Genomic DNA, 22,617 nt, shown 5'->3' on the forward strand with positions numbered 1-22,617 from the left:
AGGGAGTGGTCCCCTTGAGCTGACCCTCACCCCCAGGAACACCACTGGCCACACACCTGGGTTTCTGATGGCCACCAGCCTGGACACTCAACGGCCACCTACCTGGGCATCTCAATGACCGTTGACAAACGGTACGCGAGGCACTCTCCCCAGAAGCCGACTGGCTCCAGCCTGTGTCCGACGGTACGGAAGTGGAGGGCGCTCACCGAACCGCTCCCTTCTCGGAAGGTGCGCGCACCTCGGCCCAGATGACATTGCCCCCAGCCACCGCCTCGATCTGGAAGCGGTCGGCGGTCAACGCGGCGACGAGCAGGCCGCGCCCGCTGGTGGCCGTCACGCACGGCGGCGCACTGGGCACGACCGGAAGCGCTTCGGAGCGGTCCCGGACGGACAACCGAAGCCCGGCATCCAGCGCGCGCAACTCCACCTCGCCGTAGCGGTCAGGGACGTGCCGGAGGTTGCTGCACAGTTCGGTGGCGATCAGTGCGACGTCCGGGGCGAGGATGTCGAGTCCGCGTTGGTGGATCCAGCTGCGCACCAACCAGCGGAGTTGGGGCAGGTGCTGCGTTTGGTACTCCGCCTCGAACCGGTACTCAGGGCCCTCAGCTGCCCAGGTCGGTGCTGCTGCGCCGTGCATGACGTCCTCCAGGGGTGCGTTTCATACGCACGTAGAGATCTTCCGCGCCCGGAACTGCCCTGGCGCGGTCGGCTGTTGCCTGTCGCCACCATGAGGGCGCCACTATTCGAATCGCAACTATTCTTTTAGATTTCATCCTTATGGGCGTGGGTGCAGGAAGAATGTTGTTGCTCTGGGGGCAGCCGACGATGATGACCCGCATGGCACACAGTGAGATGCCCACGATGCGCAGTCGGCGGCTCGGCAGCGAACTCAAGCGGCTGCGCGAGCGGGCCGGGCTGAACATGGGAGATGCCGCCCGCGAACTCCAGAGCGGGCAGCCGAAGATCAGCAAGATCGAGTCCGGGCAGCAAGGCATCCGCCCCCTCGACCTCGACCACCTGCTGAACCTCTACGGCGTCGAGGATGAGGAGGAACGGCAGAACTTCAGGCAGCTCGCCAAGCACGTCCGGACGCTGGACTGGTGGTCGGCGCAGGGTCCGCTTCTACACGACGACCTCAAGGACTACTTGACGCTGGAGACCGACAGTTCGCTGATTCGCACCTATGAGACGCAGCTGATGCCTGGTCTTCTCCAGACCGAGCACTACATGTCCGCGCTCTTGCAACACCACTACGCAGATGAAGAGGCGCGGTTGATGGTCGAGACCCGGCGAAAGCGGCAGGGAGTTCTCGACGAGGGGACGGTGCACCTGCGGGCAGTGCTGGATGCCTCGGCACTCCACAGCACAGTCGGCGGCGCCGAGATCATGGTTGAGCAGATGGAGCATGTTCTGACCACGAGTCGGCATCGGAACGTCGACGTGCAAGTCCTCCCGCAGCGCCGCTCGGTGACGCCGGACCAGTATGTGCCGTACACCATCTTCACCATGCGGCAGGCGCCGACGGCCGACTACGTGTGGCTGGAACACCTTTCCGGGAGTACGTTGCTGGAAAGGGAACCGCACGTGCAGCGCTACCGGCGCGCATGGGACGATCACACGGCTGCGGCGCTGTCACCCCGGGAATCCACGGTGTACATCCGCAAGCTCATCGAGGAGTACCGCGCCCAGGCAGAGGAGTAGGCCCCATGGCAGCGCAGCAGCGCGAGCAGGACGCGAGCGACCAGGCTTTTGCTGGCGCGTCCTGGCATACCAGCAGCTACAGCGGCAGCGGTGCCAACTGCATCGAACACGCCTCCCTGCCAAGGGGCACCCAAGCCGTCCGCGACAGCAAGGATCGGGAGCGCGGGGTGCTCACGTTTTCTCCACTGACCTGGCAGACCTTTGTGAGCGGAGTGCCAAGCGCGCCACCGACGCGGTGAGAACTGGGCTCAGTCGAAGGCGGCTGAGACGTCAGCCACCTGCGCTGACGGCGCGTATCGCGTCCCCGAGGCCATGAAAGCCGACCGCTCCGCCCGAGTGCTTCCGGACGGTTGAGAGGGCCATCGACTTCTGGTTGAGCGCGACGAGGACGGAGCCTGGAACGATGTGGAACTCCCACTGGGCCAGGTCAAGCGGGTCGTACTCCTCGTGGCTTCGGGCCGTCTGGACCGAGAAGACATAGACGTCCGCGTTGTACGTCGCCTTGTCGGCCTCCCCGGTGCGCGGGTTCCACAGCTTGCTGCGTAGCCCGGTGAACTGGATGGTCGACAGCCTGCGCTGGTCCCATGCCTGAAGGTACGCACTGGTCTTGACCTCGATGCGCGTGCCGTCTTCGGTCTCGGCGTCGTGGCCGGCCCACTCCTCACGTGGACTCGTGGACCCGAGAGCGCGGTGCACGAGGAACTCGGCGCAGTAGCCGCGCACGTTGTTCATCTTGAGGTTGGACATCGCGAAGCGCCAGAAATCCACGACGCCGAAGTCGCCAGTGGAGAACCGTTCCGTGCCCATGAAGGGCGGAACGCTCGGCGGAGTGATCCACCCGTCCCCGGACTCCTCGTTCATACACTCCCCCTCCGCTAAAGCACCAGGCTACCGGCGGCCCGCACGGAGTCGGCCGGGTCCGCGAAATTCTCGAAAACCCTTCTGAGAGGCGGGTTCCGCTCGCCCGGACCTCTTCGGTGTCGTCGTCGAAAACTGATCGGCGATCACCGGGAGGTGCCCCGTGCCGGCCTCTGTCCTCACCCTCGGCCTGCCGTCCGTTGCGTTCGCGGCACCGTTCGCCTATCACCCCGTACGGACCTTCACCACAGCAGGGCCCGGCCGCCACCGTAGGAGCGGAGGTCGTCACGCGGCTCGGTGGAGCGGGCGGTGAACGCGCTGCCCGAGCCGGGTGAAGCGGGCGAGGGCCTCGACACCCTGGTGACGATGCTCTCCGAGCGCGGGCGCGGCCTAGGGATGCTGGACGAACTGGCTGGCGGGACCTGGGGGTTCCGCCGGGTAGGCGTTGCCAGCAAGGCCGCGTGGTTCGCGATTCCGCTGCCGCGGGAGTAGTGCCGGACCGTGTCGGTGGGTCGTTCCCGGGGGCGCGTTGATGGGCGGATCCGTGGGCGTATCGGGCGTCGTGCTTGGATGCGCCCACTCTCTCGGCCCCATTTGCGCAGGTGGGGCCGTTGCGAGCCAGCGCGACGGCGAGACCGACTGTATATCGGTTTCTGACAAGCACCCCGATCCTGTGGGGCGGCAGCCCGGCCCACCGGGAGCGCCCGCCCGTGTGCCAGGAGCTCGCTCCTTGACCTCGTTCTCATTCCGGCCTGCTTCCTGCCTGCCCTCGCCCGTCCTCCGTCCTGTGTGTGTTGCCTGCGCTCCCGTACCGGTTCGGGAGCAGTGTGGGCACACTCGGCAGCGCACTCGGGGCGGCGGACGCAGGGGGCTTCGTACGGATCGGCAGACTCACTGTCGGCTCGCGGACGCCGATCGGTCTCATGGGGTCAGGCATTCCGATCGGCCCCGTCGGTCCGCGAGCGGGCGTCGATCGGGTGCACCGCGCTCCCCCGCATCCGGGGTGCACCCCTGGTGCATCTGACCTGGCCTGGCCCCGTATCAGGTGCGGCTGCTGGCGGTGGCGGCTGGGGGCAGCGGGGGTACGGGGAGATCGAGCGGTGTGCCGGTCTCGATCGGTTCCAGATCCGGGGCGAAAGACAGATCGGGCCAGTGGGTTGCGAGTTCGGTCAACGTCAGGCGAAGCGCAGGTGGGTGGGCAGGGAGCCACCACGGTCCCCAGGGCGTGTCGGCGGTGAGGTCAGCGGAAGCGGTGGCGAAGAGCAGTTCGTACCGGTGGGCGGTGCCGGTGAGGCGCTGACGGAGGGCGTGTTCGCGGGAGGCGGTACTGGTGTGGAGCAGCAGGGCGGGGCGGGCGCGGGTGGTCGTGGTGAAGTGGGCGTAGGCATCGAGTTTCGCTTCGACACGGGCGAGGTTCTGGCTGCCGGTGTCGTATTCGAGGAAGAACGGCAGTAGCCGATCGCCGTCGCTCCAGTGTGCGTAGGCGTCGGGGTGGACAAGGTCGCCCCAGCGGCGTTCGCAGGAGCGTGCCGAGAGCCACAGGGTGAGCCCGGCCTGGTGGGTGTGGCGGTGGGCGGCGAGGCGTACCAGGAGATCGTTGGTGCCCAGGTCATGGCCCAGGGAGGGTGAGAAGGCGATGCGGGCGGTGTGGGTGGGGCGCCAGCCCAGTGCCTTCGGGGCGCAGTCGGCGTGCGCGGCGAGGAGGGCGGCGCCGGCGGGGCCGAGAGTGTAGTGCTCGGGCGACGAGCCGTACGCGGTCAGCGGGCGGAAGGAGTCGAGGAGTCCGAGCCGGTGGAGGACCAGCAGGCGGCGCTGGGCGCGGCGGCGGGCGGAGAAGGCCAGCCGGTGGATCTGGCCGGTGGTCAGTACCCGGTGCTCGTGCACCATGCGCACCAGCCACTGGTCGCGCGGAGTGAGACGCGAGGCGAGCGCGGCCAGCGGGACCCGAGCCGGTGCGCGGGTGCGGGTGGTGGCGGCACGGGCGATGTAGCGGGAGCCGGGGCCGGATCCGGGACGGGGAAGAGCAGGGGCCAAGACGGGGTCACCTCCGAAGGTGGGCAGGGGGAGACGGCGCCTGGAGTGGACCGTGGGATCCGGGCGGTGGCCAGGGAGGATCGGATTCATCCCCGAACGGGTCACCGGGCGTACGGACGGTCGGTTGGCTGGAGCCACTCCGCAAGGCGGACTTCCGCGTCCTGGCGCCGTCGGCACAGCGTGCGCCGGATGTAGCCGCGTCGGCGGCCAGTTCCCTGACCGAGGCGTCGCCGAGGCGCGTACAGGCGATCAACTGCGCCTCGGCGACGGTGATCACGCGGGACCGGACGGCATCGGCCAGGACGGTGTACTCGTGCCGCATCCCCGACGCTCCCTCCCCCGGCGTCGGCTACCTCGCCGGCATCGGCAGGCAGGACGCTGGAGGGGTCGCCGCCCGCGTCCTCCCGCCTTCCGTGGCGCCGCTCGGTGCGAAGTAGTCGCTGGGCGGCGGAGTCTGCAGCACGAAACAGGCTCAGCTCCGGTCGGCCTGGCGTGGTGGTTGGCTCGCGCAGTGCTCCGAGGGCGGCGGTGAGGATTTCCTGCTCCAGGTCGGTGCGTTCCACCCCAGGCGGACGCCTGCGGCGTCGCGCCGTACGGTGCAGCACGGGCAGCGCGAAGCCGAGGGCCGCCAGCTCCCATGGCTCGCCCTCCCGGCGGGCACGGTCAATCACCTCGGCCCACACCTGCGAGCGGGCGGTGGAGTCGGGCTTCTGGCGCACCATCCAGTCACGCACCTGCCACAGCGGCCAGGCCACTTCCGCACCGTTCGCGTCGGGCGCTTCGGGGTTCGGGAGAGTCAGCCGGTGGGGGTCTCGGGAGAGGCGATGGAAGGTTCGCTCGATGGAGAGGAACGGGGACCGCGACGTCGGGATCGACGCAGCCACGACAGACATGGCAGGCAGCGTGTTCGGGTGGGCGCGGTGCAAGGGCACCTCCGTGAGGCTGGCGGAATCGGTCACCCCTCCCTACTGCCGTAGCCCCGTGCCACTCCCGAGCCAGTTGCGTGCCATTCCCGAGCCAGTGGCTCGCGAGTGGCACGTCATGTGCGAATCTGCGACTGGCACTTCGCCCCGTGACCTGCACCGTTCCCAGGGGCGGTAGGCCGGGATTCGCACTTGAAACAAGGCGGCTGCCCCAACGGTGAATCCCGCGCGGGCCGGAGCGGTTCGGCACTGGCTCGTATACCGGATGGCCTGCGGCGATTCCCTCTCCGACCTCTCCGACCTCTCCGAGAGGCGCGGTCCACCATCCGGTCGGAAGCCGCGTGGCTAAAGCGGGGCCCCGGATGTCCCATCCCTCTCGACAGCGCTCCCAGCAGCATCGAAGAGCCCAGCCGCCACCACGAGCGCACTCAGTAGAGATCTCTCCTGAGGTTATGTGCCCGCTTCGCGTGCCCCTCGCCGCGACCGGTCCCACACCCCGAACCGACCGACGAGCACACCCGCGAGTCAGCCCAGCGTCCACCTCCCCGACGAGCCCCCGCCCCTCACCCCCGAAGCCGCCGCAGCACTCCTCGACTTCCTGCTCAGCGAGCACACCGAGCACGCTGACCAGGCCCAACCAGCCGAAAGCCCCACCCACTACGACCCGGATCAGCGGCTGGCCCTCCATCGCGACTCGACGGTACGACGGACGACGACCACCCGACCCGACCGCACCGACCGCACAGGGAGCCGCCCGTGCCGCCCATGAACCGCCCGACCCGTTTCGCCTTCGCCGGACGCTGCTCTACTGAAGACCTCCAGGACCCCGAAACCTCCCGCAACTGGCAGCTCACCCGCGCCCGCACTCTCATCGAACCCACCGGCGGCGAGATCGTCACCGAATACTTCGACTCCGGCCACTCCCGCGCCCTCCCCTGGCAGCGCCGCCCCCGCGCCGCCGAGCTGCTCCGGGATCTCCGCGACCCCCAACGCCCCTTCGACGCCGTCGTGATCGGTGAGCCGCAGCGCACCTTCTACGGCAACCAGTTCGGCAACACCTTCCCCCTCTTCGTCCACTTCGGTATCCCGCTCTGGGTGCCCGAAGTGGGCGGGCCGATCGACCCGGAGAACGAGGCGCACGACCTCGTCATGTCGGTCTTCGGCGGCATGAGCAAGGGCGAACGCAACCGCATCAAGGTTCGCGTCCACACCGCGATGTCCGCGCAGGCCCAGATCGAGGGCCGCTACCTCGGCGGGCGCCCTCCCTACAGCTACCTCCTCGCCGACGCCGGGCCGCACCCCAACTCGGCCAAAGCCGCCGACGGCAAACGGCTCCACAAACTCGACCCCGACCCGGTCGCGGCACCCGTCGTACGCCGCATCTTCCGCGAGTACCTGCGCGGAAACGGCATGTACGCCATCGCCGAGAGCCTCACCCGCGACGGCGTCCTCTGCCCCTCAGCGCACGACCGCGCCCGCAACCCGCACCGCGACGGCCACGCCTGGTCCAAGGGCGCCGTCCGCACGATCCTGATGAACCCCCGCTACACCGGCCACCAGGTCTGGAACAAACAGCACAAGAAAGAGATCCTCCTCGACATCGACGACGTCACCCTCGGCCACCGCACCCAACTGACGTGGAACTCCCACGACAAGTGGATCTGGTCCGCCGAACCCGTCCACGAACCGCTCGTGCCGATGGCCGACTTCCAGGCGGCCCAGGCCCAACAGGAACGCCGTCGCAACATCGCGGGCGTGGAACGCAAGGTCGGCCCGACCAAACGCAGTTATGCGCTGCGCGGTCTGCTGCGATGTGGACAGTGCGACCGCAAGATGCAGGGCAACTACAACCGTGGCCTTCCGCACTACCGCTGCCGCTACCCGGCCGAGTACGCCCACAGCGCCTCGCTCCCCCACCCGCTGGCCGTCTATGTCCGCGAGAGCGCGCTCCTCCCCTCACTCGATGCCTGGCTCGTCCGTGTCTTCGCCCCCGGGCGCCTCAAGCAGACCCTCAAAGCCCTGCACCAGGCCCAGACCACGGCCTCCTCCGCCCCGGACCCCGCGCTCGAAGCCGCCCATCGGACCGTCGCCGACTGCGAACGCCGCATCGACCGCTACCGCGTCGCCATCGACGCCGGAACGGACCCGGCGCTCGTCACCGAGTGGATCAACCAGGCCACCGCCGACCGCAACGCCGCCCAACGCCAGATCGCCGCCGTCACAGCAACGACAGCCACCCCCGCGAAAAGCCCCCGCCCGCTCACCGAAGAACAGATCGCCCAGATCATCAAGGACCTCGGGGACCTCACCGACCGGCTCCAGCAAGCCGCCCCGGAGCGCAAAGCGCCGCTCTACAAGGCTTTCGGGCTGTCCCTCACCTACGACCACAGCAAACGGGCCGTGACTGTGGAGTCACGGCCCGAGAGCCTGTGTACGGCATGTGCGTACGGTGCGTGTCCGAGGGGGGACTCGAACCCCCACGCCCGATAAAGGGCACTAGCACCTCAAGCTAGCGCGTCTACCATTCCGCCACCCGGACTGGGCTGTGCCGGGGGCGCTGCCCTCGGCGACGGGGTAACGATACCAAGGGTTGGGAGTGGTTCTCACCAGGGATTTCCCCCTGCCGGGAAGGGGCGAGGAGTGAGGGGTTGATCACTCTCGGTGAGGGCCGGGCCCCGGTCGGTCCCGCGGGGAGGCGGGGCCCGTGGGGCAAGCGGCCGGGCGGGGCCGGACCTGGCCGGGCGCCCGGAGGGGCCGGCCAGGTCCGGAGGGGTGGGTCAGTGCTTGCGGCGCAGGTAGGCGGCTGAGCGGCGGGCCGAGGTGAGGGAGCCGGCGGGGTTGGCTTCGGGGTCTACGGCGTCGTCGCGTTCCATCAACCAGTGGTGGTCCGCGCGGCGCCCGTGCGGGCCCTGGTGGCCGCGTTTGAGGACGGCGCCGATGAACTTCTCGTAGTCGAGGTCGCCGTCGCCGACATCGACCATGTGGTAGCCGTCGGCCGATGCCTCGTCGTGTTCGCCGTCCTTGACGTGGAAGAGCGGGTAGCGGTGCGGGGCTTTGAGGACGTAGTCGACGGGGTCGAAGGGGGCGGGGGTGCCGTCGGGACGGACGCTGAAGCGGTGCTGGCCGGCGAAGGCCCAGTAGATGTCCATCTCCAGGTAGACCAGTTCGGGGTCGGTCTCGGCGAGCAGGACGTCGTAGAGGCGTACGTCGGGCTTGTCCTGGGCGAAGCCGAACTCCATCTGGTGGTTGTGCTGGTAGAACTTCAGGCCGCGCGTGCGGGCCGCCGCGCCGTAGGTGTTGAAGTCCTCGGCGGCGCGCTTCCACGCGTCCACGGTGCGGCCGTAGCGGTCGGGACTGGCGGCGGTGCCCACGTGCGGGAGGCCGAGGGCCGCCGCGTCGTCGAGGACCTTCTCCAGCTGGGTGGCGAAGGTGTAGTCGGCCGGGTTGCCGGAGTAGTAGCCGACGTGGCTGCCGATGCCGCGCAGGCCGTGGTCCCGCATCAGGCGCTTGAGCTGGCGGAGTGTGAGGTCTCCGGTGCCCTGGGTGTAGCCGGCGAACTCGACGGAGTCGTAGCCGTAGCGGTTCAGTTCCTTGAAGACGGTGGCGAAGCCGAGGGCCTGGATCTGGTCGCGGACGGTGTAGAGCTGTATGCCCAGTTTGCCGCGGGGCACGATCGGCCCGCGACCGTGGCCGCCCTGCGGGGTGGCGTCCGTGCCGGTGGATGCCAGGGCGGTGCCGCCGAGGGGGCCGCCCAGCAAGGTGGCGGCGGTGGCGCCCGCGGCGACGCCGAGGAAGCCGCGGCGGCGCAGGGTGCGGTCGAGTTCGGGGTGTCGGGGGGTCTGCGCGCGGGCGGGTCTGCGGGTCATGAGGCGTCTCCCAGTGCGAGGTCGAGAAGCAGTCGCTTCACATCGGTGGCGGGGAAGGGTTCGTCGTCCGGGCGGGGGCCCAGTGCGTCGGGGCGTGAGCACAGCAGCACGGGGCCCTCGTCCGGGTGGGCGGGGAGGCGGCCGTGGCTGCCGCGGATCGGTGAGGGGTCGAGGGGGACGACGGCCATGCGGTAGCGCAGGCCGGCCTTCTTGCGGGCCAGCGCGGTGGCGGCGCGCAGCTTGACGTACGGGTCGCGCGGGTCCGTGAACAGCTCGGCCGGGTCGTAGCCGGGCTTGCGGTGGATCTCCACGAGCTGGGCGAAGTCGGGGGCGCGTGCGTCGTCCAGCCAGTAGTAGTAGGTGAACCAGGCGTCCGGTTCGGCGAGGGCCACCAGCTCTCCGGAGCGGGGGTGGTCGAGTCCGGCCTCCTTCTTGGCCGTCTCGTCGAGCAGTTGGGCCAGTCCGTCCAGTCCGGTGAGGGCCTCGCGGGTGGCGGGCAGGTCGGCGGGGTCGCGAACGTAGACGTGGGCCAGCTGGTGGTCGGCGACGGCGAAGGCCCGGGAGGTCCACGGGTCCAGGTATTCCATGCCGTCCTGGGTGTGGACGTGGAGCAGACCGGCGCGGCGCAGGGCGCGGTTGATGTCCACATGGCGCCGTACGCGGGTGATCCCGTACTCGGACAGGACGACGACGGTGCGGCCCTCGGCCCGCGCGTCGGCCAGCAGCGGGGCGAGCGCGGCGTCCACGTCGGCGGCGGCGCGGTGGGAGCGCGGGTCGTCGGGGCCGTAGCGCTGGAGGTCGTAGTCGAGGTGGGGGACGTAGCACAGGGCGAGGTCGGGGTGGCGGGTGCGCAGGATGTGCCGGGTGGCGCCGATGATCCACTCGGAGGAGGTGAGGTTCGCGCCGGGCCCCCAGAAGGTGAACAGGGGGAAGGTGCCCAGTTTCTCGGTGAGTTCGTCGTGGAGGGCCGGGGGGCGGGTGTAGCAGTCGGGTTCCTTGCGGCCGTCGGCGTAGTAGACGGGGCGGGGGGTGACGGTCCAGTCGGTGTCGGCGCCCATCGCGTACCACCAGCAGATGTTCGCCACGGTGTAGCCGGGCTGCCGGGCGCGGGCCGCGTCCCACAGCTTCTCGCCTTCGACCAGCGCGTTGTGCTGGCGCCACAGCAGGACGTCGCCCAGCTCGCGGAAGTACCAGCCGTTGGCGACGATGCCGTGCTGGGAGGGGAGTTCGCCGGTGAGGAAGGTGGACTGTGCGGCGCAGGTGACGGCGGGCAGCACGGTGCGCAGCGGCGCGTAGGAGCCGCCGCGGGAGAGGGCGCGCAGCTCCGGCATGTGGGCCAGCAGGGCGGGGGTCAGTCCGACGACGTCGATGACGAGGAGGGGCTCTGCGCCCTCGGGCCGGCTCATGGCAGCTCCTTGAGGCCGAGGTCGGTCAGCAGGTCGCGGGCCGTGGACAGTTCGGCCGCCAGGCCGTCGGCGAGCTGCGCGCGGGTGGTGGGGCGCAGCGCGGTGGGCAGGGCCTGCCAGGTGTAGGTCTCCACCTCCAGGTGCCGGGTCAGCGGCACCGCTCCGCCGACCAGGTGGCCGAGGGTCTCCCGCAGGACCGGGGTGGTGGCGGTCAGCGGCGGCGAGAGCGGGGCGTGCAGCGGGACGTGGAAGTGGGAGCGCCAGGGGCCCTCGGTGGGCAGCGCGCCGGGGACGAGCGCCCGGTCGAGGTCGTCGGTGGCGCGCAGTCCGCCGCCGGGGACCTGGGCCCGGGTCTGGTGCAGGAAGCGGGGTTCGGCGAACTCGGCGAGCGCTTCGCGTACGTCGGCGCGCTCGGGGTGCTCGGCGTGCAGTGCCGCGGACAGCTGGGACTTGACGATGGACAGGCCCGCCCGGGTGAGCGCCGCCACCGCCTTGCCCGGGTCCTCGAACGCGGTGGCCAGGTGGCAGGTGTCCACGCACACTCCGATGCGGTGCGCGGGCGGCCCGTCGGTGCCGGTGAGGGCGGCGATGGCGTCGTCGGTGGTCTCCACGGTGCAGCCGGGTTCGGGCTCCAGGCCGACGCGGATGCTGCGCCCGGTCAGCTCCTGGAGGGCGTCCAGGCGCTGGGAGAGGGTGTGCAGCCGGGTCAGCGCCCGGTGCCTGGCCTCGGCGTCGAAGCCGGTGCGCCAGGCCAGGGGCAGCGTGGAGATGCTGCCCTCGGTCACGTCGTCGGGGAGCAGCGCGGCCAGCAGCCGGGCGAGGTCGGTGGTGTGGTCCAGGCGCGCGTCGTCGGTCCAGTCGGGGCGGTAGACGCGGTACTTGACGTGTTCGTCACCGAAGCCCTGGTAGGGGAAGCCGTTGAGGGTGACGACTTCGAGGCCGGCGTGCTTCAGCCCATTGCGCAGCCGGCGGATCGCGGCCGGGTCGTCGGTGAGGGTGCGGGCCGCGTCGCGGGCCAGCCACAGGCCGATGCCCAGCCGGTCACGGTGCAGCCTGCGGCGTACGGGCTCGGCGTACTCGGTGAGCTGGCGCAGTACGCCGTCGAGCTGTTCGGCCGCGTGCACGTTGGTGCAGTAGGCGAGGTGGACGGTCGTGCCGTCCGGGTGGCGGAATCGCATGGGGCGCTCCTCACTCTCCGCCGCGCAGAACGGAGTTGCCCTCGAACAGCCCGCCGGAGGGGGACGCGGCGTCGAGGTCGAGCCGGCCGCTTTGCCCGTAGAAGGCGACCGGGTTGTGCCACAGGACCTGCTCGACCTCCTCCTCGTCGAATCCGGCGGCGAGCATGGCGTCGCCGACGTGCCGGGTCTTGAGCGGGTCGCTGTGGCCCCAGTCGGCCGCCGAGTTGACCAGCACCCGCTCGGTGCCGTGCACGCGCAGGATGCGGATCATGCGGTCGGGGTCCATCTTGGTGTCGGGGTAGATGGAAAAGCCCAGCCAGCAGCCGCTGTCGGCGGCGGCGCCCAGCGTCGTCTCGTTGAGATGGTCGAGGACGACGCGCTCGGGCGGCAGCCCGGATTCGCGCAGCACATCCAGGGTGCGGGCGAGTCCGGCGGCCTTGTCGCGGTGCGGGGTGTGGACGAGGGCGGGCAGCTCGTGCTCGCGGGCGAGCTGGAGCTGGGCGGCGAGCGCGACGTCCTCGGCCGGTGTCATCGAGTCGTAGCCGATCTCGCCGACGGCCACCACTCCGTCCTTGAGGAGGTAGCGCGGCAGCGCGTCCAGGACGGGGGTGCAGCGCGGGTCGTTGGCCTCTTTCGGGTTGAGCGCGAGGGTGCAGTGGTGGGCGATGCCGTACTGCGCGGCCCGGTAGGGCTCCCAGCCCAAGAGGGAGTCGAAGTAGTCGTAGAAGGAGGCGGGTGAGGTGCGGGGCTGGCCGAGCCAGAAGGAGGGCTCGACCAGTGCGCGGACCCCGGCCTCGTACATCGCGGCGTAGTCGTCGGTGGTGCGGGAGGTCATGTGGATGTGCGGGTCGAAGATGCGACTGCTCGTCATCGGGGTCACAGCTCCTCGGGCGGGGCGGGGCGGGGGTGCTCGGGGGCGGCGGGGCGTTCGGGGCTCTCGGGGGACGGTGAGCTCTCGGGGGACGCGGGGGAAGTAGGGGACGCGGGGTGCTCGGGGCTGGTGGGGCCGGCGGGGCCGGCGGGGCTCTCCGGGGCCGGCCGGGCGGGGGCCGGGTCCTGGGGGGCCGCGCGGGCCAGGCGCAGCGCGTGGTCGAGGTCGGCGGGGACGGCGCGGCCGGCGGCGGAGCGCTCACGGGCGTAGTCCTGGAGCATGCGGGCGAGTTCCGGGTCGGCGGCGGCGCGGTGTTCCAGACCGGCGACGGCCCTCAACGGCACGCCTGTGAACAGGCACTTGAGGACGCCCTGGCGCCACTGCGGCGTGGGCAGGTGCGCCGCCGACCAGGGCCCGAGCGCCGCGGCGATCAGCCGGGTGTCGTTGGTGCGCAGCGCGTCCTCGACCAGCGCGAGGGTGGGCGCGGTGTCCGGCGCCGGGTCGAGGTGGGGCAGCGCCAGCACCACGGCCCGCCGCTCGTCGGCCGTGCCCTGGGTGTAGAGGCGGACGACTGTGTCGGTGCCGGGCGCGGCGGCGTGCAGCAGCAGCACCCGGGCCGCGTCGGCGGGCTCGGCCGCCGGTCCGGTGGCCTCCTCGGCGCCGCTGTCCGGGCCGCGGTGCGGACTGTTGTCAGAGCCGCCGTGCGGGCCGCCGCCGCGGCAGTGGCGTCCGGCGGTCACGAAGTGCCGCTCCCAGGCGGGCATGCCGGGCCCCGCGCGGTGGCGGGCGGCGTCGGCCGCGTCGGTGAGTGCGAGGTGCAGCCAGGCCCGGGCGTCGGCTCCGAGCCGCAGTTCCAGCCCGGTACGCAGGGAGGCCAGGGGCGTCAGCATGCGGCGGTCGCTCCCCTCGCGGTACCGGTGGCGGTGGCTGTGGCGGTACCGGCCGCCGTGGCGGTGGCCGTGGCGGTGGCGGTGGCGGTGGCCGTGGCGGTGGCCGTGGCGGTGGCGGTGGCGGTGGCGGTCAGGAAGGCGAGCGACTCGGCGGCCCGTGCGGGGCCCGCGTGGGAGTCGCGGGGCAGTTCCACGCTGACCAGCCCCGAATAGGCCGCCTCCCGCAGCGCCTGGAGAACGGGGCGGAAGTCGATCTCGCCGGCGCCGAAGGGCAGATGCTCGTGCGTGCCCCGGCACATGTCCTCGATCTGGACGTGACGCAGCCAGGGGGCCGCCTCGCGGACGCAGTCGGCGGGCGGCAAGGGCTCAAGGCACTGGCAGTGGCCGATGTCGAGGGTCAGGCCGAGCGGTTCGGGGCTGTCCAGCGCGGTACGCAGCCGGTGGAAGCCCGCCAGGTCCTCCAGCAGGTGACCGGGCTCGGGCTCGATCGCCAGGGGAACTCCCGCCGCCCGCGCGGCGTCCAGGAGCGAGCCGATCCCGTCGGCGAGGCGGGCCCAGCCTTCCTCGGGCGCGGTGCCGGGCGGGAGCGGGCCGCTGAAGCAGTGGACGGCGTGCGCGCCGAGGTCGGCGGCCACGCGAACGGCTGTGCGCAGCAGGCCGGTTCGCGCGGCACGGGCCTCCGCGTCGGGGTCGAGCAGGGTGGGGTGGTGTTTGCGGCGCGGGTCGAGGACGTAGCGGGCTCCGGTCTCGATGGCGACGTCCAGGCCGTGACGCCGCAGCGCGCGCCCCACCCGTGCGGTGCGGGCCGTCAAGTCGGGGGCGAGCGGGTCGAGATGCATGTGGTCGAGGGTCAGCGCGACGCCGGAGTAGCCGAGGTCGGCGAGGAGGGCGAGCGCGTCGTCCAGGCGCAGGTCCGTCAGTCCGTTGGTGCCGTACGCGAAGCGGAGCGCGGGACACGTCGAAGAAGAAGAAGAAGGGGAAGAAGGGGAGGAAAGGTCGGAAGAGGGGGTGGAAGGGGCGGGGGCTGCCGGGCTCATGTGGGGCTGACCTTCCTGGACAAGCGGCGGGCGAGCGGGACCAGCGCGAGCAGGGCCGACGCGTATCCGGCGCCGCGCCCGTCCCAGGTCATCCGGCTCAGTCGGCGGGGCGGGCCGCCGCCCGGTGGTGCGGTGCCGGGCGGGGCCGGGGACGGCTGAGCGCCCGGCGCGGCGGCGGCCCGTGCGATGAGCGCCGCCTGGAGGGGGATCATCGCGCGGATGCCGCCGCCCACCGCGCGCTGGAGCAGCTGCGGCGAGGGGTTGAGCGCGGCGTGGGTGAGGGGCCGGACGGCGGTGCCCAGGTAGGCGGCGGTGGCGGCGAGCGTCATCGGCGTGCTCCGCCGTCGATGACTGGTCACACCGGCCGCGATCGCCGCGACGGCGCCCAGCGCGGCGAGCGGGATGCCGGGCGCGCCGCCCTGGGCCTCCCGCCGTGAGACGGCGGTGACGGCGAGGGTGTGCGTTCCCATGAACGCCGCCGCGCCCAGTGCCCGTCCGGGCGAGGCGTTCCGGGGCCCGGTACGGCAGGCCGGGCCGCTGGTGGACGGGCCGCTGGCCGTGGCGCCCAGGAGGATGTCCAGGGCGCGGGCCGTGGCCATGGCGGCGGGGCCGGCCGGGGTGTGCTTGAGGCGGAGGTCATAGGCCCAGACCGTGGTGGCGAGGGCCCCGGCGGTGGCCAGTGGCAGCCGTCCGGCGCGGGCCGCGAGGGCGAGTCCGGCGGCGGTCAGGCCGGTGGCGGCGGCCAGTGCGGCGGGCGGGTGGATCCGCCCGGCGGGCAGAGGGCGTTCGGGGCGCTCGACGGCGTCCTCCGCGCGGTCGGCCCAGTCGTTGAGGGCCATGCCCGCTTCGTACAGGCACAGCGAGGATCCGGCGGCCAGTAGCGTGGCGCGGCCCGGGAGGCGTCCGGCCGCGACGGCGCCTGCCACCGCGTCGCCGGGCACCGTGAACAGCGCGGAGACGCGCAGGAGTTGGGCCCAGGCGGCGGCGTGCCCGCTCATCGGGCCTCTCCGGTGCGGGCGGTGGCCGGGCCGCCCTGGTCAGGTGGGGCCGCCGAACCGTCACCCCCCAAGGTGGTGACGGTTTCGCGCCCCTCTCCGACGACGGCTGCGGCGGCCTCCGGCCCGTCGCCGCCACGGGCGGCGCCCGTCGCCGCCCGTTCGCCCCCGGGTGTCAGGCGCTGGGCGAGGCCGAGCAGGGCGCGCCACTGGCCCGGCAGGTCGCCGGGGCCGCTGTCGGGGTCCTTGAAGTAGAAGCCGAGACCGTCCACCGGCCCGGTGAGGCCCGCCTCGTCGGCGCGCGCCAGCAGCCGGGCCAGGTCGAGGACCAGGGGTGCGGCGAGGGCCGAGTCGCAGCCTTGCCAGATGGTCTGGAGGACCATGCGGGAGCCGAGGAAGCCGTCGAAGGCGATGTGGTCCCAGGCGGTCTTCCACTCCCCCATCGCCGGCACGTCGTCGATGTGCACCTCGCCCTCGGGCAGGTGGCCGAGGTTGTCGGCGAGCACCCGCTCCTTGCCCGCGTTCTTGGCGGCTGCCGCGGCGGGGTCGGCGAGCGCGGCGCCGTCCCCGCCGCCCAGCAGGTTGCTCCCGGACCAGGCGCGCACCGCGAGGGAGCGCTGCGCGAACATCGGGGCGAGCACGGAGCGCAGGAGCGTCTGGCCCGTCTTGCCGTCCCGCCCGGCGAACGGCACCCGCGCCGTGCGGGCCGCCTCGGCCAGGCGGGGGTGGTGCAGGCCGGTGGAGGGCGTGAAGTTGACGTAGGGGCATCCGGCGCGCAGCGCGGCGGCGGCGTAGCGGGAGCTGGGCGGCAGAGGCGCGTCGTGGGGCGGGTGCGGCTCGGTGCTGGCGACGTTGATGACGACGGTGCGCGCCAGATCGTGCTCGCGGGTGAACGCGGTCAGGTCGGCCGCGTAGGTGTCGATCAGCTCTTCCTCACCGCGCGGGTCGCCCGCGGCGGCGCCGGGGCGTATCGCCGTGTCGGCCTTGGCGAGTTCGGCGTGCAGCGCGGAGGGCAGCCCATGGGGCAGGACACCGGCCTCGGCGAGGATCTCGGCGCGCTTGGGCAGGGGGCAGGAGACGGTGTCATGGCCGCCGAAGACGAAGCTGTCGAGCGGGGGGAGGGAGCAGGGGCCGAAGGGGGCGGCCTCGGTGACCATGCCGGTGGGCGGGTGGAGGCCGGCGGCGAGGGCCGCCGCGCCGGTGAGGGCCGTTGTGGCGACCGAGCCGCGGGCTCCTATGAGCCATATGCCGGTGCGCGGCCTGGGGATCTGGTGAGCGTCGGTCACGTCGTCCTCCCTGTTCTCGTACGTGCGCCCGGGGCCTGCGGCCGGCAGACCCCGGTCCCATCCCTTCCCGTTTCTCACCGGGCGCGCCCCTGTGAGATCACCGAGGGCCGTGCGTGACCGCGGGGGGCGGTGGAGGGAGTCGGCGTCTCCCTCCACCGCCGCATGGGGCGGCTATTTCCTGGCTGCCGGGGGTTCCGCGGCGAGCGGTTTGACGCGCACGTCCCGGAAGGCGACCTCGTCGCCGTCGCCGTGGTTTTGCAGACCGAGGTAGCCGTCGGTGAGGCTGCGGGCCGGATCGGTGTTGGTGTAGTCGTTGATGAGCGTGCCGTTGAGGTAGACGCGCAGCCGCTCGCCCTCCACGCGCAGTTCGTAGGTGTTCCACCGGCCCGGCGGGTTGAGCGCGGCATCGCGTGCCGCCAGGTCGGCGGACTGGAAGCCGTAGACGGAGCCGGTGGTCTTCTCATCGACGTCGGTGGCGTCGATCTGCACCTCGTAGCCGTTGTTCACGGCCGAGTTCGGGTCGTCGGAGGCGGGGAAGCCGACGAAGACACCGGAGTTGTCGTCGCCGTCGGCACTGGCCATCTTCCAGTCGAGCTTCAGCGAGTAGGAGCCGAACTGCCGCTTCCCGTACCACAGCAGGCCCATACCGCCCCGGGTGGTGAGGGTGCCCTCGGCGCTCTCCTCGAAGGAGCCGGGCCCGGCCTGCTGCCAGCCGTCGAGTCCGTTGCCGTCGTAGAGCGGCGTGTAGCCGGTCTCGGGGCGGCAGTCGGCGTTGACGGCTCCGGTGGCGTACTGGATGCCGCCCAGCAGGTGGGTCCGGAAGGCTTTGTCGGCGTAGGACTCCTTGGTGTGGCCGGCGCCGGTGTAGAAGGCGCGGCCTCCCTCGTAGTTCTGGCACCAGGCCAGCGGGTGGTCCCCGCCCATGGTGCCGCCGTTGTAGGTGCCCTCGTCCAAGGTGGCCAGGACGCGGGCCCTCTCGCGCGGATTGGCGCGGTAGTTGTACCACTCGTCCGTGCGCTCCCATGCCGTGCCGAGGTGGGCCGTCGCCGGGTGGGCGTGGTCCTCGATCCGCATGGTGGCGGGCTGGATCGCCGGATGGGAGTCGAAGTAGGCCCCGGCGAGGCCGCCGTACCAGGGCCAGTCGTACTCGGTGTCGGCTGCGGCGTGTACGCCCACGTAGCCGCCGCCGTCGCCGATGTAGTCCTCGAAGGCAGTCTGCTGGGCGCTGTTGAGGACGTCACCCGTGGTGGAGAGGAAGACGACCGCGTCGTAGGCGGCCAGCTTCCCGGGTGTGAAGACGGCGGCGTCCTCCGTCGCCTTGACCGCGAAGCCGTGCTGCGCGCCGAGCTTCCGTACGGCGGCGATGCCGTCGGGGATGGAGTCGTGGCGGAACCCGGCCGTCTTGGAGAAGACGAGGACTTTCGGCCGGGCACGCGGTGCACTGGTCTGCGTCCGCTCATCCGGTACGCCGGTCTGCGTGCGCTCATCCGGTACGCCGGTCTGCGTGCGCTCATCCGGTGCACGGGTTTGCGTCCGCTCATCCGGTGCACCGTCCGCCGCCGCCGGGTCACCGGCGGGCTGAGCCGCCTGGCTGGGCAGCGCCATGGCGCCGACCATCACCGCCGCCGCGACGAGGGCGAGACGTGCCCGGTGCCGTACGCGGGGCCGTACACCGGGCCCTGGTACGCCCCTTGGGGCTTGCGCTCCTGGAGTGGTCATGCTTGCGCCCCCTTCATCCGGCCGTGACGGTGAAGCTGTCGAAGTCGAAGAGCGCCCCGCTGCCTCCGGTGAAGACCAGGTAGAGCTTGCCGGCGCCCTCGGGCGCGCCGCTCAAAGCGGTGCTCACCTCGCTCCAGCCGCCTCCCGCCGTGACCTTCGCGGTGCCCAGCAGGGGCCCGTCGGGGGCGTCGGCGCGGACCTCGATCGCGCCCTCGGCCTTGCCGCTGACGCGGGCGCTCAGCTTGCTGAGGCCGCCCGGCGCGTAGGGGTCGAAGGAGATCCACTGCCCGTTCTTCGCGGACGTGACGGCCTTGCCGCCCTCGGCGCCTGCCACCTCGCCCTTGGTCGCACCGTCGGAGGAGGTGGTGAAGTGCTCGGCCTGGCGGTGCTCAGGTTGCAGGATGCTCTGGCCGTGGCTGGTGAGCGGGGGCTGGCCGTTCGCGCCGCCGTCGGTGTACTTCGCGTCGAAGACGCCGAAGATGTTGGCGTTGGGGTCGTGCTCCCCGTCGGCCTGCGTCTTGATGGTGCCCTCACAGCCCTTGGCGGAGGTCATGGGGTGGCCGTGGCTGTCGTGGCCGAGGATGTAGGTCACCTCGACCCTGGAACAGTCGATCTGCGCGTCCTCGGGGTCGGTGACCTCGACCTTGAACGGGATCTCGTCCCCGAAGCCGAACGGCTGGCCGTCGGCGGGGAGTTTCAGCTCGACCTTGGGCGCGGTGTTGCCGACCGTGACGTGCACGCCGGCGCTGCCGGTGCGGCCCGAGGGGTCGGTGGCGGTCACGGTCGCGACGTAGGTGCCGTTGGCCTCGTAGGTGTGGGTGGGGGCGGCTTCGGCCGAGGTCTTGCCGTCGCCGAAGTCCCATTCCAGGGTGAGGTCGTCGCCGTCCTCGTCCGTCGCGGAGGCGGAGAAGCCCACCTTGAGGGGGGCCTGGCCGCTGGTGGTGTCGGCCTTGGCCTCGGCCACGGGGGTGTGGCCCTCGGCGGCGTTCTCGATGCGGTAGAGCGCCGAGTTCTCGTCCCCGTTGAAGTATCCGGTGCCGTAGTCGAGGACGTAGAGGGCGCCGTCGGGGCCGAAGTCCATGTCCATGACCTGGGTGCCGGCCCACGGGAAGTCGTTGATCTTGGAGACGGTGCCGTCCTTCTGCTGCTCGATGCGCTTGATCCACTTGCGGCCGAACTCCCCGGCGAAGAAGTTCCCGTCGTACTCCTTGGGGAACTTCACGACCGAGTCGAGCTTCTTGTCGTAGTTGTAGACCGGGCCGCCCATCGGGGATTCGGAGCCGTCGCCGAACTCGGGCACGGAGGCGCCGTCGTAGGGGATCCAGGCGGGCTGCGCCGGAGGCAACGTGGCCAGGCCGGTGTTGTGCCGCGAGGTGTTCTCGGGCGCGGCGCAGTCGAACGCGGCGCCGGACTCGCCGGTGGCGAAGTCGTAGTTCTGGTAGGCGTCGTTCTTGCCGGTGCAGTAGGGCCAGCCGTAGTTGCCGGCCTTGGTGACGCGGTTGAACTCCACCTGCCCGGCCGGGCCCCGCTTGGGGTCGGCGGTGCCCGAGTCGGGCCCGTAGTCCCCGAGGTAGACCGTGTCGGTCTTCTTGTCGACGGTCATGCGGAAGGGGTTGCGGAAGCCCATGGCGTAGATCTCGGGCCGGGTCTTCTTGGTGCCCGGCGTGAAGAGGTTGCCCTTGGGGATGGCGTACGAGCCGTTCTTCTTGACCTTGATGCGCAGCAGCTTCCCGCGCAGGTCGTTGGTGTTGCCCGCCGAACGCCGGGCGTCGAAGGCCGGGTTGCGGTCGGCGCGCTCGTCGATGGGCGTGAAGCCGTCCGACTGGAAGGGGTTGGAGTCATCGCCCGTGGACAGCAGCAGGTTGCCCTTGGAGTCGAAGGCGATGTCACCGCCGACGTGGCAGCAGGTGCCGCGGCTGGCCGGGACGTCGAGCAGCCTCTTCTCGCTGGCCTTGTCGAGGGTGCCGTCCTTCTTGAGCACGAAGCGGGCCAGACGGTTGACGCCGTCGAACTTCTTGAAGTCCTCGGCGGTGCCGTTGTCGGGCGCGTCGCCCTCGGGGGTGTCCAGCTTGGGCGCGTAGTAGAGGTAGACGAACCGGTTCTTGGTGAAGCCCGGATCGACGCCGACGCCCTGGAGGCCCTCCTCGTCGTGGCTGTAGACATCGAGGGTGCCGGCGACCTTGGTGGTGCCCTTGGCGTCGGTCAGCCGCAGTGTGCCTTCGCGGGCCGTGTGCAGGACGGAGCGGTCGGGCAGCACCGCCATCGTCATGGGCTCGCCGGTCTCCTCGACGCCCTTGGCAAGAGTGACCTGCTGGAACTGGGCGGCCTCGGCCGGCTTCGCCGACTCGGTGCGCTGGGCGTCGGGCGGACCGGCCGCCTGGGCGCCCAGTGCGGTCGCGGCACTGATGAGGAGGGTGGCGGAGAGTGCGGTGAGGCGGGTGCGAAGTGTGCTGTGCCGACTGGGCCTCATGGGCCTACTGGGCCCGCTGGGCTTTGGCTGGTTTCGGTGCACGCGTTTCCTCCTGCAAGGTAACGGTGGTTGACGGGGGGGGGGAGTGGGTGCCGTCGTGCCGTGTGCTTCGCAGGCGCGCGCCGTCGCGCCGCGGGGAGGGGGCTGCGCCCCTCATGTCCCGTACATCTCAAGGACCGTAGCTTTGTTTGTCCGGCCCGGAAACCCCTTTGACACGGGAACGTATGGGATTTGTCCTCGGGAAGGACAAAGAGGGATCGCCCCTGCCGGAGGGGCTGCAAGTAGCCCCTCCGGCGCTTGCGGAGCGGGGGCTTGGGGACGGAGCCCAAAAAGGAGCCCCGAAGCCCCGAAGCCCCGAAGCCCCGAGAAGAAGGGTCGCTCAGTTGCCGAACGCGGCGTCGAAGGAAGCCGTGGGCGGGTCGTAGTCGAACGCCTTCAGGCGCGACAGCGCCTCCGGCGCCCCGGCGAGGCGGTCCATGCCCGCGTCCTCCCACTCCACCGACACGGGGCCGTCGTAGCCGATGGAGCGCAGCATGCGGAACACGTCCTCCCAGGCCACATCCCCGTGCCCGGCCGAGACGAAGTCCCAGCCCCGGCGCGGGTCTCCCCAGGGAAGGTGGGAGCCGAGCCGCCCGTTGCGGCCGTCCAGCCGCCGCCGGGCCTCCTTGCAGTCCACGTGGTAGATCCGCTCGCGGTAGTCGTAGAGAAAGCCCGTCGGGTCGAGGTCCTGCCACACGAAATGGCTGGGGTCGAAGTTGAGCCCGAAGGCGGGCCGGTGGCCGACCGCCTCCAGGGCGCGCTGCGTCGTCCAGTAGTCGTAGGCGATCTCGCTGGGGTGCACCTCGTGGGCGAAGCGCACGCCCTCCGCGTCGAAGACGTCCAGGATCGGGTTCCAGCGCTCGGCGAAGTCCTCGTAGCCGCGCTCGACCATCGCGGCCGGGGTCGGCGGGAACATCGCGACCAGGTGCCAGATCGAGGAGCCGGTGAAGCCGACCACCGTACGGACGCCGAGCGCGGCGGCGGCCCGCGCGGTGTCCTTCATCTCCGTCGCGGCCCGCTGCCGCACGCCCTCGGGGTCGCCGTCGCCCCAGACGCGGGGCGCGACGATCGCCTGGTGGCGCTCGTCGATGGGGTGGTCGCAGACGGCCTGGCCGTTGAGGTGGTTGGAGATGGCCCAGCACTCCAGGCCGTACTTCTCCAGCAGCTGCCGCCTGCCCTCCACATAGCCGGGCTCGCGCAGGGCCTTGTCCACCTCGAAGTGGTCGCCCCAGCAGGCGAGTTCGAGACCGTCGTAGCCGAAGTCGCGGGCGAGGCGGCAGACCTCCTCCAGCGGCAGGTCGGCCCACTGGCCGGTGAAGAGGGTGAACTTACGTGCCACGGTGG

At 71.5% G+C, this 22,617-nt stretch carries 19 protein-coding genes and 1 tRNA gene; 4 read left to right on the forward strand and 16 right to left on the reverse strand.

Features of this window, described 5'->3' with window-relative positions:
* Positions 1–202: 202 nt before the first annotated feature.
* Complete coding sequence (locus ABD339_RS22785; protein WP_344568283.1) at positions 203–637, reverse strand: ATP-binding protein; 435 nt, start codon at positions 635–637, stop codon at positions 203–205.
* Positions 638–837: 200 nt separating this feature from the next.
* Between ABD339_RS22785 and ABD339_RS22790 the strand changes: the two genes are divergently transcribed.
* Together ABD339_RS22790 and ABD339_RS22795 are read left to right on the forward strand one after the other, a co-directional pair.
* Positions 838–1,701, forward strand: a complete 864-nt coding sequence (locus tag ABD339_RS22790) for a helix-turn-helix domain-containing protein (protein WP_344568284.1) — start codon at positions 838–840, stop codon at positions 1,699–1,701.
* 5 nt (positions 1,702–1,706) lie between these two features.
* Entirely contained in the window at positions 1,707–1,940 is a 234-nt protein-coding gene (locus ABD339_RS22795) for a DUF397 domain-containing protein (RefSeq protein WP_344568285.1), read from the forward strand.
* Positions 1,941–1,971: 31 nt separating this feature from the next.
* Here ABD339_RS22795 and ABD339_RS22800 read toward each other — a convergent pair whose 3' ends face one another.
* Positions 1,972–2,562, reverse strand: coding sequence for a hypothetical protein (locus tag ABD339_RS22800; RefSeq protein WP_344568286.1), 591 nt, complete (start codon positions 2,560–2,562; stop codon positions 1,972–1,974).
* 306 nt (positions 2,563–2,868) lie between these two features.
* Between ABD339_RS22800 and ABD339_RS22805 the strand changes: the two genes are divergently transcribed.
* Positions 2,869–3,051 carry a hypothetical protein gene (locus ABD339_RS22805; protein WP_344568287.1) on the forward strand — a complete coding sequence of 61 codons (183 nt, stop codon included), beginning with the start codon at positions 2,869–2,871 and terminating at the stop codon, positions 3,049–3,051.
* 549 nt (positions 3,052–3,600) lie between these two features.
* On the opposite strand, the gene ABD339_RS22810 is transcribed toward ABD339_RS22805, so the two are convergent.
* Both ABD339_RS22810 and ABD339_RS22815 read right to left on the reverse strand, forming a co-directional pair.
* The gene (locus tag ABD339_RS22810; RefSeq protein WP_344568288.1) at positions 3,601–4,593 is read right to left on the reverse strand and encodes a replication-relaxation family protein; all 993 of its coding nucleotides are present in this window, start codon (positions 4,591–4,593) and stop codon (positions 3,601–3,603) included.
* Positions 4,594–4,694: 101 nt separating this feature from the next.
* The gene (locus ABD339_RS22815; RefSeq protein WP_344568289.1) at positions 4,695–5,552 is read right to left on the reverse strand and encodes a hypothetical protein; all 858 of its coding nucleotides are present in this window, start codon (positions 5,550–5,552) and stop codon (positions 4,695–4,697) included.
* A gap of 729 nt (positions 5,553–6,281) precedes the next feature.
* On the opposite strand from ABD339_RS22815, the gene ABD339_RS22820 reads away from it, so the two are divergent.
* On the forward strand, positions 6,282–8,006 hold the full coding sequence (locus ABD339_RS22820; protein WP_344568448.1) for a recombinase family protein: 1,725 nt from the start codon (positions 6,282–6,284) through the stop codon (positions 8,004–8,006).
* Here the strand turns inward: ABD339_RS22820 and ABD339_RS22825 are convergent.
* From ABD339_RS22825 to ABD339_RS22880, 12 genes are all read right to left on the reverse strand, one after another.
* Positions 7,971–8,055, reverse strand: a tRNA-Leu gene (locus tag ABD339_RS22825). The two genes, ABD339_RS22820 and ABD339_RS22825, sit on opposite strands and share 36 nt — an antisense overlap.
* A 238-nt stretch (positions 8,056–8,293) precedes the next feature.
* Positions 8,294–9,382, reverse strand: a complete 1,089-nt coding sequence (locus ABD339_RS22830) for a sugar phosphate isomerase/epimerase family protein (protein WP_344568290.1) — start codon at positions 9,380–9,382, stop codon at positions 8,294–8,296.
* Complete coding sequence (locus tag ABD339_RS22835; protein WP_344568291.1) at positions 9,379–10,788, reverse strand: alkaline phosphatase family protein; 1,410 nt, start codon at positions 10,786–10,788, stop codon at positions 9,379–9,381. The genes ABD339_RS22830 and ABD339_RS22835 overlap by 4 nt, the downstream gene beginning before the upstream one ends.
* Positions 10,785–11,966: a metabolite traffic protein EboE gene (gene eboE, locus ABD339_RS22840; RefSeq protein WP_344568292.1), complete on the reverse strand. Its 1,182-nt coding sequence runs from the start codon at positions 11,964–11,966 to the stop codon at positions 10,785–10,787. The genes ABD339_RS22835 and eboE overlap by 4 nt, the downstream gene beginning before the upstream one ends.
* A gap of 10 nt (positions 11,967–11,976) precedes the next feature.
* Positions 11,977–12,837, reverse strand: coding sequence for a TatD family hydrolase (locus tag ABD339_RS22845; RefSeq protein WP_344568293.1), 861 nt, complete (start codon positions 12,835–12,837; stop codon positions 11,977–11,979).
* A gap of 5 nt (positions 12,838–12,842) precedes the next feature.
* Positions 12,843–13,727: an EboA domain-containing protein gene (locus ABD339_RS22850; RefSeq protein WP_344568294.1), complete on the reverse strand. Its 885-nt coding sequence runs from the start codon at positions 13,725–13,727 to the stop codon at positions 12,843–12,845.
* Positions 13,721–14,764, reverse strand: a complete 1,044-nt coding sequence (locus tag ABD339_RS22855) for a sugar phosphate isomerase/epimerase family protein (protein WP_344568295.1) — start codon at positions 14,762–14,764, stop codon at positions 13,721–13,723. The genes ABD339_RS22850 and ABD339_RS22855 overlap by 7 nt, the downstream gene beginning before the upstream one ends.
* Positions 14,761–15,762: an SCO3242 family prenyltransferase gene (locus tag ABD339_RS22860; protein ID WP_344568296.1), complete on the reverse strand. Its 1,002-nt coding sequence runs from the start codon at positions 15,760–15,762 to the stop codon at positions 14,761–14,763. The genes ABD339_RS22855 and ABD339_RS22860 overlap by 4 nt, the downstream gene beginning before the upstream one ends.
* Positions 15,759–17,045 carry an inositol-3-phosphate synthase gene (locus ABD339_RS22865; protein ID WP_344568297.1) on the reverse strand — a complete coding sequence of 429 codons (1,287 nt, stop codon included), beginning with the start codon at positions 17,043–17,045 and terminating at the stop codon, positions 15,759–15,761. The genes ABD339_RS22860 and ABD339_RS22865 overlap by 4 nt, the downstream gene beginning before the upstream one ends.
* A gap of 171 nt (positions 17,046–17,216) precedes the next feature.
* On the reverse strand, positions 17,217–18,662 hold the full coding sequence (locus ABD339_RS22870; RefSeq protein ID WP_425576073.1) for a ThuA domain-containing protein: 1,446 nt from the start codon (positions 18,660–18,662) through the stop codon (positions 17,217–17,219).
* A 115-nt stretch (positions 18,663–18,777) separates the two neighbouring features.
* On the reverse strand, positions 18,778–21,234 hold the full coding sequence (locus tag ABD339_RS22875; RefSeq protein WP_344568299.1) for a PQQ-dependent sugar dehydrogenase: 2,457 nt from the start codon (positions 21,232–21,234) through the stop codon (positions 18,778–18,780).
* Between the two features lie 379 nt (positions 21,235–21,613).
* Positions 21,614–22,612, reverse strand: a complete 999-nt coding sequence (locus tag ABD339_RS22880) for a sugar phosphate isomerase/epimerase family protein (RefSeq protein WP_344568300.1) — start codon at positions 22,610–22,612, stop codon at positions 21,614–21,616.
* Positions 22,613–22,617: the final 5 nt, after the last annotated feature.

The organism is Streptomyces axinellae (assembly GCF_039532135.1).
Lineage (GTDB): Bacteria > Actinomycetota > Actinomycetes > Streptomycetales > Streptomycetaceae > Streptomyces > Streptomyces axinellae.

What these genes read in the sequence shown, in the direction of transcription:
- ABD339_RS22785 (WP_344568283.1), bottom strand. Translation starts at nt 637, where the DNA reads ATGCACGGCGCAGCAGCACCGACCTGGGCAGCTGAGGGCCCTGAGTAC.
- ABD339_RS22790 (WP_344568284.1), top strand. Translation starts at nt 838, where the DNA reads ATGGCACACAGTGAGATGCCCACGATGCGCAGTCGGCGGCTCGGCAGC.
- ABD339_RS22795 (WP_344568285.1), top strand. Translation starts at nt 1,707, where the DNA reads ATGGCAGCGCAGCAGCGCGAGCAGGACGCGAGCGACCAGGCTTTTGCT.
- ABD339_RS22800 (WP_344568286.1), bottom strand. Translation starts at nt 2,562, where the DNA reads ATGAACGAGGAGTCCGGGGACGGGTGGATCACTCCGCCGAGCGTTCCG.
- ABD339_RS22820 (WP_344568448.1), top strand. Translation starts at nt 6,282, where the DNA reads ATGAACCGCCCGACCCGTTTCGCCTTCGCCGGACGCTGCTCTACTGAA.
- ABD339_RS22830 (WP_344568290.1), bottom strand. Translation starts at nt 9,382, where the DNA reads ATGACCCGCAGACCCGCCCGCGCGCAGACCCCCCGACACCCCGAACTC.
- ABD339_RS22835 (WP_344568291.1), bottom strand. Translation starts at nt 10,788, where the DNA reads ATGAGCCGGCCCGAGGGCGCAGAGCCCCTCCTCGTCATCGACGTCGTC.
- eboE (WP_344568292.1), bottom strand. Translation starts at nt 11,966, where the DNA reads ATGCGATTCCGCCACCCGGACGGCACGACCGTCCACCTCGCCTACTGC.
- ABD339_RS22845 (WP_344568293.1), bottom strand. Translation starts at nt 12,837, where the DNA reads ATGACGAGCAGTCGCATCTTCGACCCGCACATCCACATGACCTCCCGC.
- ABD339_RS22850 (WP_344568294.1), bottom strand. Translation starts at nt 13,727, where the DNA reads ATGCTGACGCCCCTGGCCTCCCTGCGTACCGGGCTGGAACTGCGGCTC.
- ABD339_RS22855 (WP_344568295.1), bottom strand. Translation starts at nt 14,764, where the DNA reads ATGAGCCCGGCAGCCCCCGCCCCTTCCACCCCCTCTTCCGACCTTTCC.
- ABD339_RS22860 (WP_344568296.1), bottom strand. Translation starts at nt 15,762, where the DNA reads ATGAGCGGGCACGCCGCCGCCTGGGCCCAACTCCTGCGCGTCTCCGCG.
- ABD339_RS22870 (WP_425576073.1), bottom strand. Translation starts at nt 18,662, where the DNA reads ATGGTCGGCGCCATGGCGCTGCCCAGCCAGGCGGCTCAGCCCGCCGGT.
- ABD339_RS22875 (WP_344568299.1), bottom strand. Translation starts at nt 21,234, where the DNA reads ATGAGGCCCAGTCGGCACAGCACACTTCGCACCCGCCTCACCGCACTC.